The organism is Anaeromyxobacter sp. (assembly GCA_016718565.1).
In the GTDB taxonomy this organism is placed as follows: Bacteria; Myxococcota; Myxococcia; order Myxococcales; family Anaeromyxobacteraceae; genus JADKCZ01.
Genome location: JADKCZ010000005.1, coordinates 350,807 through 367,277, shown reverse-complemented (window position 1 = coordinate 367,277; position 16,471 = coordinate 350,807). Strand labels below are relative to the sequence as shown.

Annotated in this window: 12 protein-coding genes; 5 read left to right on the top strand and 7 right to left on the bottom strand. The window is 77.0% G+C overall.

Annotation, left to right across the window (positions count from 1 at the left end; all coding sequences use genetic code 11):
- Window positions 1–2: 2 nt before the first annotated feature.
- Complete coding sequence (locus IPO09_14045; GenBank protein ID MBK9518443.1) at window positions 3–1,565, bottom strand: 4-alpha-glucanotransferase; 1,563 nt, start codon at window positions 1,563–1,565, stop codon at window positions 3–5.
- A gap of 86 nt (window positions 1,566–1,651) precedes the next feature.
- Between IPO09_14045 and gluQ the strand changes: the two genes are divergently transcribed.
- On the top strand, window positions 1,652–2,620 hold the full coding sequence (gene gluQ, locus IPO09_14040; GenBank protein ID MBK9518442.1) for a tRNA glutamyl-Q(34) synthetase GluQRS: 969 nt from the start codon (window positions 1,652–1,654) through the stop codon (window positions 2,618–2,620).
- A gap of 92 nt (window positions 2,621–2,712) precedes the next feature.
- Window positions 2,713–4,299: a hypothetical protein gene (locus IPO09_14035; GenBank protein ID MBK9518441.1), complete on the top strand. Its 1,587-nt coding sequence runs from the start codon at window positions 2,713–2,715 to the stop codon at window positions 4,297–4,299.
- Window positions 4,300–4,335: 36 nt separating this feature from the next.
- Here the strand turns inward: IPO09_14035 and IPO09_14030 are convergent, their stop codons facing one another.
- Window positions 4,336–7,125 (bottom strand): insulinase family protein, encoded by a 2,790-nt coding sequence (locus IPO09_14030; protein ID MBK9518440.1) that lies wholly within the window; start codon window positions 7,123–7,125, stop codon window positions 4,336–4,338.
- Between the two features lie 178 nt (window positions 7,126–7,303).
- Here IPO09_14030 and IPO09_14025 point away from each other — a divergent pair, with 178 nt between their 5' ends.
- Together IPO09_14025 and IPO09_14020 are read left to right on the top strand one after the other, a co-directional pair.
- Window positions 7,304–7,897 (top strand): sigma-70 family RNA polymerase sigma factor, encoded by a 594-nt coding sequence (locus IPO09_14025; protein MBK9518439.1) that lies wholly within the window; start codon window positions 7,304–7,306, stop codon window positions 7,895–7,897.
- A 14-nt stretch (window positions 7,898–7,911) separates the two neighbouring features.
- Entirely contained in the window at window positions 7,912–8,640 is a 729-nt protein-coding gene (locus IPO09_14020; protein ID MBK9518438.1) for a hypothetical protein, read from the top strand.
- 3 nt (window positions 8,641–8,643) lie between these two features.
- Here IPO09_14020 and IPO09_14015 read toward each other — a convergent pair whose 3' ends face one another.
- Entirely contained in the window at window positions 8,644–9,249 is a 606-nt protein-coding gene (locus IPO09_14015; GenBank protein MBK9518437.1) for a YitT family protein, read from the bottom strand.
- Complete coding sequence (locus IPO09_14010) at window positions 9,250–10,293, bottom strand: histidinol-phosphate aminotransferase family protein (protein ID MBK9518436.1); 1,044 nt, start codon at window positions 10,291–10,293, stop codon at window positions 9,250–9,252.
- Window positions 10,294–10,499: 206 nt separating this feature from the next.
- On the opposite strand from IPO09_14010, the gene IPO09_14005 reads away from it, so the two are divergent.
- Window positions 10,500–10,826, top strand: a complete 327-nt coding sequence (locus tag IPO09_14005) for a hypothetical protein (GenBank protein ID MBK9518435.1) — start codon at window positions 10,500–10,502, stop codon at window positions 10,824–10,826.
- Between the two features lie 891 nt (window positions 10,827–11,717).
- Here IPO09_14005 and IPO09_14000 read toward each other — a convergent pair.
- From IPO09_14000 to IPO09_13990, 3 genes are all read right to left on the bottom strand, one after another.
- Window positions 11,718–12,830 (bottom strand): arginase family protein, encoded by a 1,113-nt coding sequence (locus tag IPO09_14000; protein MBK9518434.1) that lies wholly within the window; start codon window positions 12,828–12,830, stop codon window positions 11,718–11,720.
- Between the two features lie 80 nt (window positions 12,831–12,910).
- Window positions 12,911–14,458: a leucyl aminopeptidase gene (locus tag IPO09_13995; GenBank protein ID MBK9518433.1), complete on the bottom strand. Its 1,548-nt coding sequence runs from the start codon at window positions 14,456–14,458 to the stop codon at window positions 12,911–12,913.
- Between the two features lie 149 nt (window positions 14,459–14,607).
- Complete coding sequence (locus tag IPO09_13990) at window positions 14,608–16,410, bottom strand: protein kinase (protein MBK9518432.1); 1,803 nt, start codon at window positions 16,408–16,410, stop codon at window positions 14,608–14,610.
- Window positions 16,411–16,471: the final 61 nt, after the last annotated feature.

The window sequence follows — 16,471 nt, the reverse complement described above, 5'->3', positions numbered from 1 at the left end:
GCTCAGGCTCGGCCGGGCAGCCGCCGGTGGCGCGCCGCCAGGTCGCGCAGGCGGTCGCGCGAGGGCAGGTCGGCCGACAGCCGCGAGATGGAGACCGGCAGCCGGTAGGTCCAGTTCTGCTCGGTCACGGTGCCCGGCACGTTGACCCGCTCGCGGTGGCCGAAGCAGTCCTGGAACGGCAGGAGCAGCAGGTCGGAGCCGGAGCCGTAGAGCATCTCCAGCAGGGCGTCGCGCACGCCGTCGTCGAAGCGCGCCGTGGCCCGGGCGCGGACCGGCGCCAGCGCCGGGATGGCCAGCAGCTTGACGCGGTCCTCGTCGGAGAGCCCCTCGTACCAGTCGGCCACCGAGTCGGTGTCGTGGGTGCCGGTGGTGGCCACCGAGACGGCCGGCCACCCGGCCGGATCGTGGAAGGGCTCGCCCGCGGCGTGGTAGTCGCGCTCCCAGCGCTGCACCTTGTAGCCGGGGATCTCCAGCTGGTCGAGGGAGGTGCGGATGAAGGGCGGCACCACCCCGAGGTCCTCGGCGATGACCCGGGCCCCGCGCGAGAAGATGCCCAGCACCCGCTCGCCGTTGGCGATCTGCGAGGGCTCGTCGGCCGGGGTGAAGGCGGCCGGCGCGCCGTCCTGGAAGTAGTAGGTCCGGTAGAGCCCCACCACGTGGTCCACCCGGTAGAAGCCGTAGAGCGCGGCCATGCGATCGGCCCGGGCGTTGAGCCACTGGTGGCCGGCGGCCTCCATCTCGGCCCAGCGGTAGAGCGGCAGCCCCCAGTCCTGGCCGGTGGCGCTGAAGGCGTCGGGCGGCACGCCCACCCGGGCGTCGAGCCGGAAGTCCTCCCGCCGGGCCCAGACGTCGGCCGAGTCGGGCGCCACCATGAAGGGGATGTCGCCGGCCAGCTCCACGCCCACCGCGTTGGCGCCGCGGCGGGCGCCCTGCCACTGGCGGTCCACCACCCACTGCAGCCAGGTGCGGAACACCACCCGGTCGCTCAGCTGGGCCCGGGCGTCGGCCAGCGCGCCGCGCTCGCGGTCGCGCAGCGGCGCGGGCCACTCGGTCCAGCTGCGGCCGCCCATCAGCTCGTCGTGGATGGCCACGAAGAGCGCGTAGTCGTCGAGCCAGGCGGACTGCTCGCGGGCGAAGCGCTCCAGCTCGCGGGCCCGCTGGGTCTTGCCGTGCCACTCGCGCTGCACGAAGGAGGCGAAGGCCAGCTCCAGGGCGCGCATCTTCAGCCCGCGCACGGCGTCCCAGCGCACCGCCGGGGCGGCGCGGACCTCGTCCAGCAGCCGGCGGTCCTCCGGCGAGAGGGCGTCGTGGCCCCCGGCCGCGGCGAAGTCGTCGAGCGCGTCCACCGCCACGTAGACCGGGTCGATGGCGAAGGCCGAGAGGGCGCCGTACGGGCTGTTCTGGCCGCGGGAGGCCTCGTTGACCGGCAGGCCGAGCACCATGCCGAACCCGGCCGCCGCCGCCCAGCGGGCGAAGGGGACCAGGTCGGGGATCTCGCCCACGCCCCAGTCGGTGGAGGAGCGCAGGGAGAAGAGCGGGATGAGGAGGCCGGCTTGACGGGACATGGGTGGGGGAGCCTTGAGCGAGGAGGCGCCCCCGGGATATCAGTCGGGCGACCGTCCCGCCACTTCTCCTGCGGGTCGACACCGACATGACCCACCGCGGCCGCTTCGCCCCGAGCCCCACCGGACCCCTCCACCTCGGCAACGCCCGGACGGCGCTGCTGTCCTGGCTCGACGCCCTGGCCGCCGACGGGGACTGGCTGATGCGGGTGGAGGACCTCGACGGGCCGCGGGTCCGCACCGGCATGGCGGAGCGCATCCTGGACGAGCTGCGCTGGCTGGGGCTGGACTGGGACGAGGGGCCGGACGTGGGCGGGCCCCTCGGCCCCTACCGGCAGTCGCAGCTGGGGGCGCGCTACGCCGAGGCGCTGGGGCGGCTGCGGGCCGGGCGCAAGGTCTACCCGTGCTTCTGCTCGCGCGCCGAGATCGCGGCCGCCGCCTCGGCGCCGCACGGCCCGGGGGACGACGGGCCGCGCTACCCGGGGACCTGCCGCGGCCTCACCCCGGCCGAGGTGACCCGCCGCAGCGGGGACCGCCGGCCCGCCTGGCGGCTCCTGGTGGAGCCGGGGGAGGTGGCCTTCGAGGACGGGGTCCACGGCCGCTGCGCCTTCGACGTGGCGGAGGCCACCGGCGACTTCGTGGTGATGCGCGCCGACGGCATCGCCGCCTACCAGCTGGCGGTGGCGGTGGACGACGCCTTCATGCAGGTCACCGACGTGGTGCGCGGCGACGACCTCCTGCCCTCGACGGCCCGGCAGCTGCTGGTCTACCGGGCGCTCTCGCTGCCGCCGCCGCGCTTCGCCCACGTGCCGCTGGTGGTGGGGGAGGACGGCGAGCGGCTGGCCAAGCGGCACGGGGCGCTCTCGCTCGGCGAGCTGAGGGAGCGCGGGGCGGATCCGCGGCGGGTGGTGGGGCTGCTGGCGGCGCTCTCCGGGCTGGCGGAGCCGGGGGCCCGCTGCCTGCCCGCCGACCTGGTGGAGGGGTTCCGGCTCGACCGGCTGCCGCGGGCGCCGGCCCGGCTGGCGGCGGGCGCGGTGCAGGCGCTGCTGCCCGGGTAACGCCGAGCCGCGGGCACCCCTCACCCCGGCCCTCTCCCCTGAGGGGAGAGGGAGCAGACGTGTGCCTCTCCCTGGCGGGTTTAGGGGCAGACATGGTGTGCCTCTCCCCGGGGAGAGGGGGACTCAACCCGCGGGAGCAGGGAACTGGTCCATTGGAGCTCCCTCTCCCCCAGCCTGCTGGGGGCGAGGGCTGGGGTGAGGGGGCAGGGGTGACCGGCCAGGCCGGGCGTGCACGGCCGGCGCCTCTCGGTTACCCTCCCGGCCGTGAACCTCCTCTCCCTGGCGTGGGCGCTCCCGGCGATCCTGGTGGCGGGGGCGGCGCTGGCCGCGCCCCCGGCCGAGGACTTCGTGGCCGAGTGGAAGGCCTGGCAGGCGCGCCGCCTGGTCACCTTGAAGAAGCCCTACGGCTGGCTGGCCCTCACCGGCCTGCACTGGCTCAAGCCCGGCGCCAACCGCATCCCCGGGCTGCCCGGCCGCTTCGAGCTCGACGACGGGGTGGTGACGCTGGTGGCCGAGCCCGGCGACGGCTACACGCTGGGCGGCGCCGCGGTGGAGCGGCGCACGCTGGCCACCGACTCCGACGAGTCCCCGGACCGGGTGCTGGTCGGCACCCAGGCGGCCATGGTCATCGAGCGGGGCGGCCAGGTGGCGCTCCGGACCTGGGACGCCGCCAGCCCGGTCCGCGCCGGCTTCACCACCATCGAGACCTACCCGCCGGATCCGCGCTGGCGCGTCACGGCCCGCTGGGAGGCCTACCCGCAGCCGCGGGCGGTGGAGGTGCCCAGCGCCAGCGGCGGCGCCACCCACCAGCTGGCGCCGGGGCGCGCCGTCTTCACGGTGGACGGGCAGGAGTACGCCCTCGAGCCCACCCAGGACGGCGAGGCGCTCTTCTTCGTCTTCAAGGACCGCACCGCGCCGAAGGAGACCTACGGCGCCGGCCGCTTCCTCTCCGCGCCGCCGCCGCGGGGCGGCGTGGTGGTGCTCGACTTCAACCGGGCCACCAACCCGCCCTGCGCCTTCACCGCCTTCGCCACCTGCCCGCTGCCGCTGCCGCAGAACGTCCTGCCGGTGCGCATCGAGGCCGGCGAGAAGAAGTGGGGCGGCCACTGAGCGGCTCCATCCTGCGCTCCGCCACCGATCCGCGATGGGTCGAGGTGGCCCTCTCGGATCTCGACGCCACGCTCATCGACCACGCCCACTGCGAGAAGAAGGCGGTGGCCACCGCGCTGAAGCTGGTGGCCGACCACCCGGACCGGCCGGCCCTGGTGCGCCCGCTGGCCAAGCTGGCGCAGGAGGAGCTGCAGCACTTCCTCGCCATGGTGGCCGAGGTGGAGCGGCGCGGCGCCCGGCTCACCACCGACCAGGGCGACCCCTACGTGCAGGGGCTGCTCAAGCTCATGGGCCACGGCCCCGGGCGGCTCACCGACCAGCTGCTGGTGATGGCCCTGGTGGAGGCCCGCTCCTGCGAGCGCATGGTGCTGCTCGGCGAGCGGCTGCCGGACGAGCGGCTGCGCGAGCTCTACCGGCGGCTGGCGCAGAGCGAGGCCGGCCACGAGGCCCTCTTCGTGGAGCTGGCCGTGGTGGTGGGCGGCGAGGCGGCGCGGGCCCGGCTGGCCGTGCTGGCCGAGGCCGAGGCCAGGCTGGTGGCGGCGCTGCCGCTGCTGCCGCGCATGCACTAGGGCGGCCGCCGCCGGGCGCCTCTCGCCGCGCCCGCGCTACCGGGCCGGCTTCCCCTCGGCGTCCACCACGGTGGGGGCCGGCAGCCCGGCCGGCCCGAGCTGCGCCGTCACCGCGGCGCGGTCGCCCACCAGCACCAGGGTCAGGCCGTCGAAGGCGAAGGCGCCGCCGCGGGCCTGGGCGTCGGCCTGGGCCGCCGTGGCCTGGTCGAGCGCGGCCACCTCGTCGGCCAGGGCGGTGGCGGGCCGCCCCGCCAGCGCCATCTCGAGCAGCGCCCCGGAGAGCCCGGTCGAGGTGCCGAGCCGGGCCGCCACGTCGGAGCGGGACGTCTCGCGCGCCTTGGCCGCCTCGTGGGGCAGCAGCCCGCCCGCGGTGAGCCCGTCGAGCTCGCGCCGCAGCTCGCCGAGCGCCGCGCCGGTCACCTCGGTCTGCACCGCGGTGCCCACCGACAGCAGCACCTGGCCGTCGCGCTCCCCCACGCCGCTGCGCACGCCGTAGGTGTAGCCGTGCTTCTCGCGCAGGTTCTGGTTGAGCCGGCTGGTGAAGCCGCCGCCCAGCGCCACGTCGGCCAGCTGCCGCGCCGCCCGCGCCGCGCCCGCCAGGGGCGGCAGCGGCCGCACCGCCAGGATGCGCGTCTGCGGGGCGCCGGGCCGGTCCACCAGCCAGACCCGCACCGGCGAGGCGGCGCTGGTGGCGGGCGCCGGGGCCGGCGGCGGGGGCGCGGCCGCGGGGCGCCAGCCGCCGAAGCGGCGGGTCAGGGCGGCCCGCAGCGCGGCCGGGTCGAAGTCGCCGGCCAGCACCAGCACCGCGCCGCGCGGGTGGAGCAGGGACGGGGCGGCGGCCTTCACGCCGGCCAGGGAGAGCCCGGCCACCGTGCCAGCGAACCCCTCGGCCGGCCGGCCGCGCGGGTCGCCCTCGCCGAAGAGCGCGGCGCCGGCCACCAGGGCGGCCACCTCGCGCGGCTCGGAGGCGCGGGCGTCCACCCGGGCGGCCAGCAGCGCCTTCTCCCGCGCGAAGTCGGAAGGCGCCAGGGTGGGGCGCAGGACGGCGTCGGCCAGCAGGTCGATGGTGGGCTCGAGGTGGCGCGACAGCCCCTGCACCGACACCACCAGCGCTCCCTGCTCCACCTCGGCCGAGACCTCGGCGCCCAGGGTGGCGGCGGCCTCGGCGAAGGCCGCGGCGTCGCGCCCGCCCGCGCCGGAGGTGAGGAGCTGCGCCAGCAGCGCCGAGAGCCCGGCCTGCGGCGGCGGCACGGCCCGCTCGGCGCCCGGGAAGGCCAGGTGCCCGGCGAAGAGGCCGGAGCCGGGCAGCCGCAGCGCCCGCACCTCCAGCCCCGAGGGCAGGGTGAAGGCGGCGACCGGGGGCGGCGCCAGCGCCGGGGCCGGCAGGTCGGCTGGCGCGGTGGCCGGCAGCGGCGCGGCCCCCTCCACCCGCGGCAGGATGCGCAGGTCGAGGTGCCCGTCCCCCAGGGCGCGCGTCGCCTGCCGCACCGAGGCCGGCGTGACGGCGGCGGCCCGGGCCAGGTCGGCCGCGAAGCCGTCCGGGGTGCCGAGGAAGAAGCGGTACTCGTTGAGCTTGTCGGCGCGGCGCAGCAGGTCCTCGCGGGTGGCCCGCAGCGCCACCTCGTCGCGGGCCCGGGCCCGCGCCAGCTCGGCGGGGCCGGGGCCGTTGGCGGCCAGGCCGGCCAGCACGGCGCGCACCTCGCGCTTCACCCGCTCGAGATCGGCGCCCGGCACGGCGGTGACCTGCACGCGGAAGAGCGAGCCGAGGACGCGCGGCTCCAGCCCGGCCTCCACCGCCTCGGCCAGCCGCAGCTCGTGCACCAGCCGCTTCACCAGCCGCGACGAGGCGCCGTCGGCCAGCACCCGCCCCAGCAGCTCCAGCTCGGCGGTGCCGGGCGCGTAGGCCGGCGGGGCGTGCCACAGGAGCTCCAGGCGCGCCAGCTCCACCCGGTCCACCACCACCCGGCGCACCTCGCCCTCCAGCCTGGCCGGCGGCGGCATCGGCGCCGCCACGTGCGGGCGGGTCGGCACCGCCCCGAAGAGCCGCTCCACCAGTGGCCGCACCACGGCCGGGTCGAAGTCCCCCGCCACCACCAGCGAGCCGTTGGCGGGCACGTAGTGGGCGTCGAAGAAGCCCACCACGTCGGCCAGGGTGGCCGCCTCCAGGTCCTCGTGCGAGCCGATCACCGAGTGGTGGTACGGGTGTCCCGCCGGGTACATGGCCTCGGGGATGACCAGCTCGGCCAGCGCGTAGGGCGTGTTCTCCACCGTCTGGCGCCGCTCGTTGCGCACCACGCTGCGCTGCAGGTCGAGCTTCTCGGTGGTCATGGCCGCGCCCAGGGCGTCGAGCCGGTCGGCGTCCAGCCACAGCAGGGTGGGCAAGAGCGAGGCCGGGCCGAAGGAGTAGTAGTTGGTCCGGTCCTCCGAGGTGGAGGCGTTGTTGGCGCCGCCGCCCTGCTCCATCAGCACGTCGAACTTGTTCCCGGGCACCCGCGCGGTGCCCATGAACATGAGGTGCTCGAAGAGGTGGGCGAAGCCGGCGCGCCCGGCGGCCTCGTCCTTGGAGCCCACGCCGAACCAGGTGTCCACCACCACCCGCGGCACCCGGTGGTCGGGGGCCAGGGTGACGGCCAGGCCGTTGGGCAGGGCGAAGGAGACGAGGGGCAGCGGCGCGACGGCCGACGCCTGCCGGGCCGGGGCTGGTCCCGCGGACGGCGACGGGGCGTCGGTGGTGGGGACCGGCGCGGGTGCGGCCAGGGCCGGCGCGGTCGCCAGCGACAGCCCGACGGCGAGGAGCGGGGCGGCCCAGCGAGGAGGGAGGCTCATGGAAGAGGGCATGTGCTGACTCGGAGGCTGGGGCGCCAGGGGTGTGACCAGGGCAGGATGGTGGTGGGCGGCGCCGGCCACCGCCCAGGGCCCTCTTGGGGCGGGGGGTCCGCCCCGGCGCATCACGACGTCCAGGGGTGGTCACCTTCCAGCCCCTCGGCCGTAGGGAGGGTGGACCATGCGCCTCCCGTGGGAACAGCTCGCCGCCTTCCACGCCCGCCTGGCGGCCAGGGCCGCGGGTGGCGACCAGCGGGCCTTCGTGGCGCTCTACCGCGACCTCTACCCGACGGTGGCCCGGTTCGTGGCCCGCCGGGCCGCCAGCGCCGCCGACGCCGAGGAGGTGGTGGCCCGCGCCTTCCACCAGCTGCTCGAGGCCCTGCCGCGGCTCGACCCGGCCCGCGGCACGGTCCTCGGCTTCACCCTGGCCATCGCGCGCAACGCCCTGGCGGACGAGGCCCGGTCCCGCCGGGCGGGTGGCCGGGAGCCGCTCGGCCCGGAGGCGCTCGAGCGGTCGGACGGCCGGCCGGGCGCCGAGGATCGGCTGCTGGAGCGGGAGCGGCTCCTCGCCGTGGCGCGGCTGCTGGACGGACTGCCCGCCGAGACCCGGGAGCTCCTCGAGCTCCGCTTCGGCGATGGGCTCAAGCACGCCGAGATCGCCGCGCTCACCGGCGCCAGCGAGGCGGCGGTGAAGCAGCGGGTCAGCAGGGCGGTGCGGGACCTCCGGGCGGCGCTGGCGGCCCCCGAGGCCGGCGCCGGGGAGCTCACCTCGTGACGCGGAGGCCGGACATGGCGCTCACCAGGATCTTCAGGCGCCAGGAGGCGCCTCCTTCGGGCGGCCACCGGGCCGCGCTGGAGGCCGAGCTGCTCGCCCGGTTCGGCGAGCTTCACCCGCAGTCAAGGAGGGAGCGGTCCATGTCCATGATCACGGGGTGGCGGCTGGCGCTGGTGGGTGGGCTCCTCCTGGCCGCCGGCGGGGCCAGCCAGGCGCCGGCCGACGTGAAGGCCGAGATCGGCAAGCGCATCGAGGTGGTGAGCGGGGGCCCGCTCGCCCACCCGGTGGTGGAGGCGGCCGTGGCCGCCCTGCAGGCCGGCGGGCGGCGCTTCGAGGTGCGGGTCCAGGGCGAGCCGCGCGGCGACGGCCAGGTGCTGACCCGCATCGAGCTCTTCGGCGAGACGGTGGCCCTCGACGAGGTGGCCGCGACCCTCCGGCGGGCCGTGCCGGCGCTGGCGGGGCTGCCCATCTCGGTCGTCCCCATCGAGCGCGAGGTGGCGGGCACCGTGGGGGAGGCGGCCGGCCGGCTCGTCGGGCTGGAGCGGACGCTCTCGCCGGAGGAGCTGAAGGCGGCCATCTCCGCGGAGCTCGCGGCCGAGGAGCCGGGCGCCGAGGTGGAGGTCGAGGTCGAGGTCGAGGACCAGGGCGGGGCCAGGCAGGTGCGGGTGCAGGTGCGGCGGACCGAGGTGGAGGGCGCCACGGCGCCGGCGCCCGCGGAGCCGCCGGCCCCGAAGGCCCCGTGACCCTCACGCCCCCAGGTAGCGCCCCGGGCGGTGGTTGACCGCCAGCACCACGTTGAGCGCCACCGCCCCCACCAGCGACAGGGCGATGGTGCCGGGCGAGACCACGAAGAGCGAGGCCAGCAGCACCGCCGAGTCCACCACCAGCTGGAAGATCCCGGCCCGCACCCCGCGGTCGCGCTGCAGCCAGATGGCCAGCACGTTCAGGCCGCCCAGGCAGGCCTGGTGGCGGAAGAGGATGAGCAGGGCGATCCCCAGGAGGAACCCGCCCAGCACCGCGGCGTAGAGCGGGTGCAGGTACTCCAGCCGGACGGCCAGGTGGAGCCAGTCGGCCAGCCCGGAGGTGAGGGCGATGGCGGCGAAGCTCTTCAGGGTGAAGCGCCACCCCAGCTGCCGCACCGCCAGCCAGGCGAAGGGCAGGTTGAGCAGCAGGAAGAGCTGGCCGAAGGTGAGCGGCAGGAGCCGGGTCAGCAGCAGCGCCACCCCGGTGAGGCCGCCGGTGAGCAGCCCGGCGTGGGAGAGGAGGCGCAGGCCGAGCGAGGCGAAGGCCGCCGCCGTGACGATGGCCTGGACGTCCTCCAGCCAGGTGTGGCGGTGGCCCGCCGGCGCCACTCAGGGCGCCTCGGCCGCGGCGGCGAGCAGGGCGTCGTTCTCGGCGCGCGTGCCCACCGAGATGCGGATGCACCCCTCCAGGCCTGGGTAGTGGTCCTGCCGGCGCACCAGCAGGCCGCGGTCCAGCAGCGCCTGGTAGGCGGCCCGGGCGTCCGGGGTGCGCACCAGGATGAAGTTGGTGACCGAGGGGTAGGCGGTCCAGCGCGGGTGGCGCGCCAGGGCGGCCAGCAGCCGGGCCCGCTCGATCCGGATCCGCTCCACCAGCGGGGCCACGTAGCCGGGCGACTCCAGCGCCGCGCGGATGATGACGCTGGTGTGGGCCGGGATGCAGAAGGGCGGGATGAGCGCCCGCACCACCGCCGCGACGCGCGGCGCGCCGAGCAGGTAGCCGGTGCGGATGCCGCCCAGGCACCAGCTCTTGGAGAAGGTGCGCAGGATGGCCACGCAGGGGTTGCCGCGGGCCAGCGGGCGGGCGTCGGTGCCGGCGAAGGCCTGGTAGGCCTCGTCGATCACCAGCAGCCAGCCGGTGGCGCGGGCCTTCTCGGCCAGGCGGCCGAGGTCGCCGGAGGCGAAGAGGGCGCCGGTGGGGGCGTGCGGGCTGGGCAGGAAGAGCACCCCCGGCGCCCCGTCCATGGCCGCCAGCAGGCCGTCCAGGGGCAGGGTGAAGCCGGGCCCCAGCGGCACCGCGCGGTAGGGCGTGCCGGCGGCCGCCGCGCCGCCCTTGTAGTAGGGGAAGGCCGGCGAGGTGTCGACCACCGAGGTGGCGGCCTGGGCCAGCGCCAGGATGAGCAGGTTGGAGCCCGGCGCGAGCACCACGCCGGCCTCCGGCCAGGCCTCGTGGCGGGCCAGGTCGGCGCGGACGTCCTCGGCGTGCAGCTCCGGGTAGCGGTTCCAGTGCAGGGCGGCGAGGCGCGCCAGGGCCCGCTCCTTCACCTCCGGCGGCAGGTCCTCCGGGCTCTCGTTCTGGTCGAGCTTGATGGCCGCGTCGACCTTCGAGTACGGGTAGTCGGCGATCTGCGCCAGATGGGGCTTGAAGGGATCCACGGCGGCGCACCCTAGCAAGCGGCGGCCGGGGGATCCACGGGAGGTCCTCGTCCCCCTGGCGCGGCGCGGCGTCGGGGGATCCCGACAGCCTGGGACGCAACCCCCTGGAATCAGGTGGGCGCCGGGTTGGCAAGGCAGGTGCATTTGGGAGGAGTCAGGTGGCAGCGCGACGCGGCCCCACACCTCAACCTGAACTGGAGAACGCCATGACGACCACGAACTCGAAGCCCCAGAACAAGACCTTCGCCCTCGTCGGCGCCGGCATCGGCCTGGCGGCCTTCCTGGCCCTGGCCCTCCTGCCCTCCATCCTCTACGGCGGCTACGCCGGCCTGCTCCTCGCCGGCGGCATCGTCGGCACCCCGGTCCAGGCCACCTTCCTGGTCCGCGCCCTCATCGTCTTCGGCATGGTCCTCGGCGTCACCGGCATCGCCTCCCTCTTCGCCGTGATGGGCGCCGTCGCCGGCGCCGCCGTCGGCGCGCTGACCAAGGCGGTCACCCCGGCCGAGAAGGCCGTGGCGGCCTCGAAGGTCTAGGCCGCACCGCCGCACCGCGGCCGCTCGACGCGGCTGCCACCTGGAACGCCCCGGCGACCGCCCTGGTCACCGGGGCGTTCGTGTTTCCCGGGGCTGGATCGCGGGTGGACGCGGGTACCCCTCACCCCTGCCCTCTCCCCGGAGGGGAGAGGGGGACTCAACCGCGGGTGGACGCAGGTGCCCCTCACCCCTGCCCTCTCCCCGGAGGGGAGAGGGGGCAGACGAGGCCTGCCCGGGTCAGGCGGAATGGCAGAGGTCTGCCCGGGTCAGGCGGAATGGCAGAGGTCTGCCCGGGTCAGGCGGAATGGCAGAGGTCTGCCCGGGTCAGGCGGAATGGCAGAGGTCTGCCCGGGTCAGGCGGAATGGCAGAGGCCTGCCCGGGTCAGGCGGAATGGCAGAGGCCTGCCCGGGTCAGGCGAAATGGCAGTGGTCTGCCCGGGTCCAGGCGGAAGCGCGAGCAGGGCTGGGAGCTGGTGTTTGCTCACCCTCTCCCCCAGCTCGCTGGGGGAGAGGGCCGGGGTGAGGGGGCAAGCGTCACCCCGGGTGAGGGGGCTCGGGCGGGCCTGGCTGGCCCTGGGCCGGCGGACCGCCCTTGGGGCGCAGCTTCGGGTCGGCGATGAAGTTGGCGCCGAGCAGCGCCCCGATGAGCCCGGCGACCGCCGGGTTGGAGAAGCCGCCTCAACCACACCCGAGCGCGGGGAAGATCTGCATCAGGCCGGTGAAGGCCAGGGCGCCGATGAGGGCGCCGCCGATGGGGCCGGGGCGGTGACGCTGGAGCCAGGCGAGCATGGCCCCCGTGTAACGGGGCGCGGCGGGTGGCGCCAGGCTGGGTGGGCTGGCTCCCTGGCGCCGCTCCTGCCTCCGGACCAGGAGGCCTGGTCCGGCCCCGCCTCAGATGGCCACGCCCAGCGCCGCCTCGGCGGTGGCGCGCAGCGAGGCCACGGCGCTGTCCAAGGTGGTGGCGCGCGCCGCCGGGGTGGGCGCCAGGTCCGGCGCCACCTCCATCACGTCGCCGCCGGCCAGGCCGATCTCGCGCCCCAGCCGCCGCGTCAGCAGGAGCACCGTCTCGAGGTCGAGCCCGTCCGGCTCCGGCGTGCCGGTGCCGGCCGCGAAGGCCGGGTCGAGGCCGTCCACGTCGTGCGAGAGGTAGACCTCGGTGACGCCGGCCGCGCGCACCAGCCCCACCACCCGCTCCACCGCCGCGGCCGGGTCGCGCCGCGCCTCGGCGGCCCAGACCTGCCGCACGTCGAGGGTGGCCTCCCAGTGGGCCCGCTCGAAGCGGCTGGCGCGGATGCCGAGCTGCACCAGCCGCCCGCCCCGCCCCAGCAGCTGGTTGGCGTGGAAGGACCAGGTGCCGAAGCAGAGCCGGATGCCGAGCCGCTCGGGCAGCAGGTCGGTGTGGGCGTCCACCTGCACCACCCCCAGGCCCGGGCGGGCCGCCGCCAGCGCCGCCACCACCGGCCAGGCGGCCGAGTGGTCGCCGCCCAGCGCCAGCACCCTGGCGGCCGGGTTCACCGAGAGCACCAGCCGCAGGGCGTGCTCGGCCACCGAGAGCGGCGAGACCGGCAGGGCGGCGCGCGCCGCCGGGTCGAGCCCGGGGTGGAGCGCGCGGCGGCAGGCCTCGAGCTGGGCCGGGGCCACCTGCTCGTCGTGCAGCAGCTGCGGCACGGTGAAGACGTCGCCCAGGTCCACCAGGCCGGCGGCGCGCGCCCGGTCGAACCAGCCCGGGTCGGCGGCCGCCAGGTGGGCCCGGATGGCGGCCGGGGCCAGGTTGGCGCCGCGCCGGAAGCCCGCCCCCACGTCGCAGGGGATGCCGAGCAGCACCGCCCGGGCGCCGGCGGCCCGGCCGAGCTCGGTCCGCCAGCGGGCCTCCACCGCGGCGTCGTCCGCCGCGCCCGCCAGGCGCCGCACCAGGGCGGCCTGCTCGGCCCGCCCGGTCGAGACCAGGTGGATGCCGCCGCCCGGCGGGCGGAGCAGGCGGGCCAGCGTGTCGACCAGGGTCACGGCGTCGCTCCTCTCTGGCGCGGACCCGCTCCAGGGGCGCCCCTCGACCTCGGCTCGCTGCCGCTCGCGGCGAGCGGGCCCTAGCCCTCCCAGCCTCGCACGAACTCCACCAGCGTGCGCACCGCGTAGCCGGTGCCGCCGGCGGCCACGTAGCCGCGCTCCTTGGGCGCGTGCGACGGCCCGGCGATGTCGAGGTGGGCCCAGGGGGCCTTCCCCACGAACTTCTGCAGGAAGAGGGCGGCGCTCATGGCCCCGCCCATCCGGTCGCCGGCGTTCTTCAGGTCGGCCCGCTCGCTCTTCAGGTTGTCGGCCAAGGACTCGGTGAGCGGCAGCCGCCAGGCCTCCTCGCCGGCGCGCCGCGCCGCGGCCAGCAGGCCCTCCACCACCGGGCCGTCGGGACCCATCAGGCCGGCGGTGGTCATCCCCAGCGCCACCATGCAGGCGCCGGTGAGGGTGGCCACGTCCACCAGCGCCGCCGGCTTCCAGGTGGCCGCCGACCAGGCCAGCACGTCGCCCAGCACCAGCCGCCCCTCGGCGTCGGTGTTGGTGATCTCCACCGTCTGGCCGTCGGAGGCGGTGAGCACGTCGGACGGCTTGTAGGCGGCGCCGCTCGGCATGTTCTCGCAGGCGCCGAAGACGCCGTGCACCGGGAAGGGCGGCGCCTCGGCCGCGATGACCGACATGGCCGCGATGACCGCGGCCGAGCCGGCCATGTCGGTGTTCATGGTGATCATGGAGTCGCTGGGCTTGAGCGACAGGCCGCCCGAGTCGAAGGTGATGGCCTTGCCCACCAGCACCACCGGGCGCTTGCGGGCGGCCGCCCCCTTCGGGATCCAGCTCAGGGTGACCAGCCGCGGCGGCTCCACCGAGCCGCGGGTCACGCCCTGGAACAGCCCCATCCGCAGCGCCGCGATCTGCCTGGGACCGCGCACCTGGCAGCGCAGCCCGGCCCGCCGGGCCACCCGCAGCGCGGCGTCGGCCAGGGTGGTGGGGGTGCACTCGGCCGGCCCCAGGTTGACGAGGTCGCGGGCCAGGGTCACCGCCGCGACCAGCCGCCCGGCCAGCGCCACCGCGTCGGCCACCTGGCGGGAGCGGGCCGCGGCCGCCGGGACCGCCAGCGTGAGGGCGGTGAGGGCCGGGGCCTTCCTGGCCGCCGCCTTGTAGACGGTGAAGCGGTAGGCGCCCAGCAGCGCCCCCTCCACCGCGGCGCGGGCCAGCGCGGCCACCTGGCCCACGCCGAGCCCGGCCAGCGAGGGCAGGGCCGCCGCCAGCGTCCCGCCGCGGGCCGCCTTGGCCGCCTTGCCCATGGCCACGCGCAAGGGCTCGGCGCCGCCCTCGACCCAGCCGGCCGCGGCGGCCCGGGCGCCCAGCCCGAGCAGCAGCACCCGGGCCGGCTTGACCCGCCCCATGGTGCTCACCAGCAGCTGCTCACCGGCCTTGCCGCCGAAGCGCTCGGCGCGCGCCGCGGAGAGCAGGTGGCCGCCGAGCCGCCGGTCCAGCTCGGCCACCAGCCCGGTGCCGGCGCCGACCCCCTCGTCCTCGAACACCGGCAGGGCCAGCAGCCCCGCCTCCAGCCCAGCCGGCGCCGCGCCGGTCAGCCGCACCGCGATCCCGTCCACCTCGGTCATGTCGTTCCGCTCCTGGTCGCGCCGCCGATCCAGCGCGGGCGCGCGTCGTTCTAGTGGGGGCCGGCCGCCGGCGCAGCCGCACCGGCGACCCCGCGCGCCCGGGGGGCGTCCAGCGCGGGCGCGGTCGGAGGCCGGGAGGGGCTTCCCGCTCAGCGCGCCTCGAGGCGGCGCACCGCCTCGGCCGCCTCGGGGCCGCCGCACACCGGCTTCGACTCGATGAGCACGCCGAAGAGGCCGCGCCGCTCGTTCCGCTCGGCGGCCCGCTCGCGCAGCCGGGGCAGGGCCCGCCGGTCGCGCAGCTCGCCGAGGCCGCGCGCCGCCGCCTTGCGGACGTCGCAGTCGGGGTCGGCCAGCAGCGCCAGGTAGCCGCCCAGGGTGTCCACGCCCGCCTCGGGGCCGGCCTCCCGGGCCACCGCCAGGGCGCGCAGCTTCACCTGGGTGGAGGAGGCGGCCAGCGCCCCGTCGAGCGCCCGCCCGGCGGCCGCGCCGGCCTTGACCAGCAGCCGCGCCGCCCGGTCGGCCACCACCTTGTCGCGCGACAGGTCGGACCCCAGGTGCTCCAGCGCCGCCGCGTCGAGGGGCGCCAGCGCCTGGGAGGCGGCCCAGGTCTCGATGGCCTTCACCACCTCGCCCTCGTCGTGGAAGGCGTGGCCGAGGAGGCGCAGCAGCTCGGCGTCGCCCGGCTGCTTCACCACCAGCGCCTCCAGCAGGGCGCGCGCCTGCTGCGCCCGGCCGGCGGTCAGGTGGTCGCGGGCCAGCTCCAGGTCGTCGGGGACCGGCGGCGGTGCGGGCGCGGCCACCGGCGGGGGCGCGGCGGCCACCACCACAGGGGCCGGCGGGGCCTCCGGCGCGCCGCCGCGCCACAGCAGCGCCGCCACCAGCAGGGCCAGCGCGCCGCCGGCCGCGGCCACCAGCAGCGGGTGGCCGCGGAGCCAGCCCGCACCAGGCGGCGCCGGCGTGGCGGGGTGCGCACCGTAGGCCCCCGAGCTGGTCTGCGGGGGCGGCGGCAGCGGGGGCAGGTCCGGCGGCGGCGGCGTGGTCGGCGCCGAGGAGCCCATGCGCACGGTGCCGCTGGCCGAGCCGGGGGTCATGCGGGGCGGCTCCACGGGGGGCAGCGTGGTGTAGCTGACCCGCGGCGGCGGCGTGGCGCCCACCGGCAGGGCGAACGACGGGCCGAGCGCCACCTCCAGCTCGGCCTTGAGCGCGCTGGCGGTCTGGGTGCGCAGGTCCCGGTCCTTCTCGCAGGCCCTGGCCACGGTGGCCACCAGGGCCGGGAAGTCGCCCAGGTCGGGCCTGGGCTCGGTGATGAGCGGCACCGGCCGGGTGGCCTGCATCATCAGGAGCGAGCGGGGATCGGGGGCGGTGAAGGGGGCGCGGCCCGTCAGGGCGCGCCAGGCGATCAGCCCCACCGTGTAGAGGTCGGCGCGGCCGTCCACCACCGAGCCGGTGGCCTGCTCGGGCGAGAGGTACTCCGGCGTGCCCACCACCATGCCGGCCTGGGTGGCGCCCACCTCCGACGGGTCGGCCATCTTGGCGATGCCGAAGTCGAGGATCTTGGCCACCTCGCGCCCGTCCGGGGTGCGCGCCAGGAAGACGTTCTCCGGCTTCAGGTCCCGGTGCACCACCCCGCGGGCGTGCGCCGCCTCCAGCCCGGAGCAGACCTGCCAGAGGATGGTGACCACCTCCTCGGGCGGCATGAAGCCCTCGCGGCTCAGCCGGGTGAAGAGGCTCTCGCCGAAGAGCAGCTCCATGGCCAGGAAGAGCCAGCCCTCGGGGGAGCGCCCGAAGTCGGTGACCTTGACGATGTGCTCGTGCTCCAGCGAGGAGGCGATCTCGGCCTCGAGCCGGAAGCGCTCCACCAGCTCGGCTGACGCCGACAGGTCCGGGCGCAGCACCTTGAGCGCCACGTCCTTGCGCATGTAGACGTGGCGGGCCTTGAAGACCGCGCCCATCCCGCCGGTGGCCAGGTGCTCCTCGATGAGGTAGCGGCCATCGAGCGTGGTCCCCACCAGC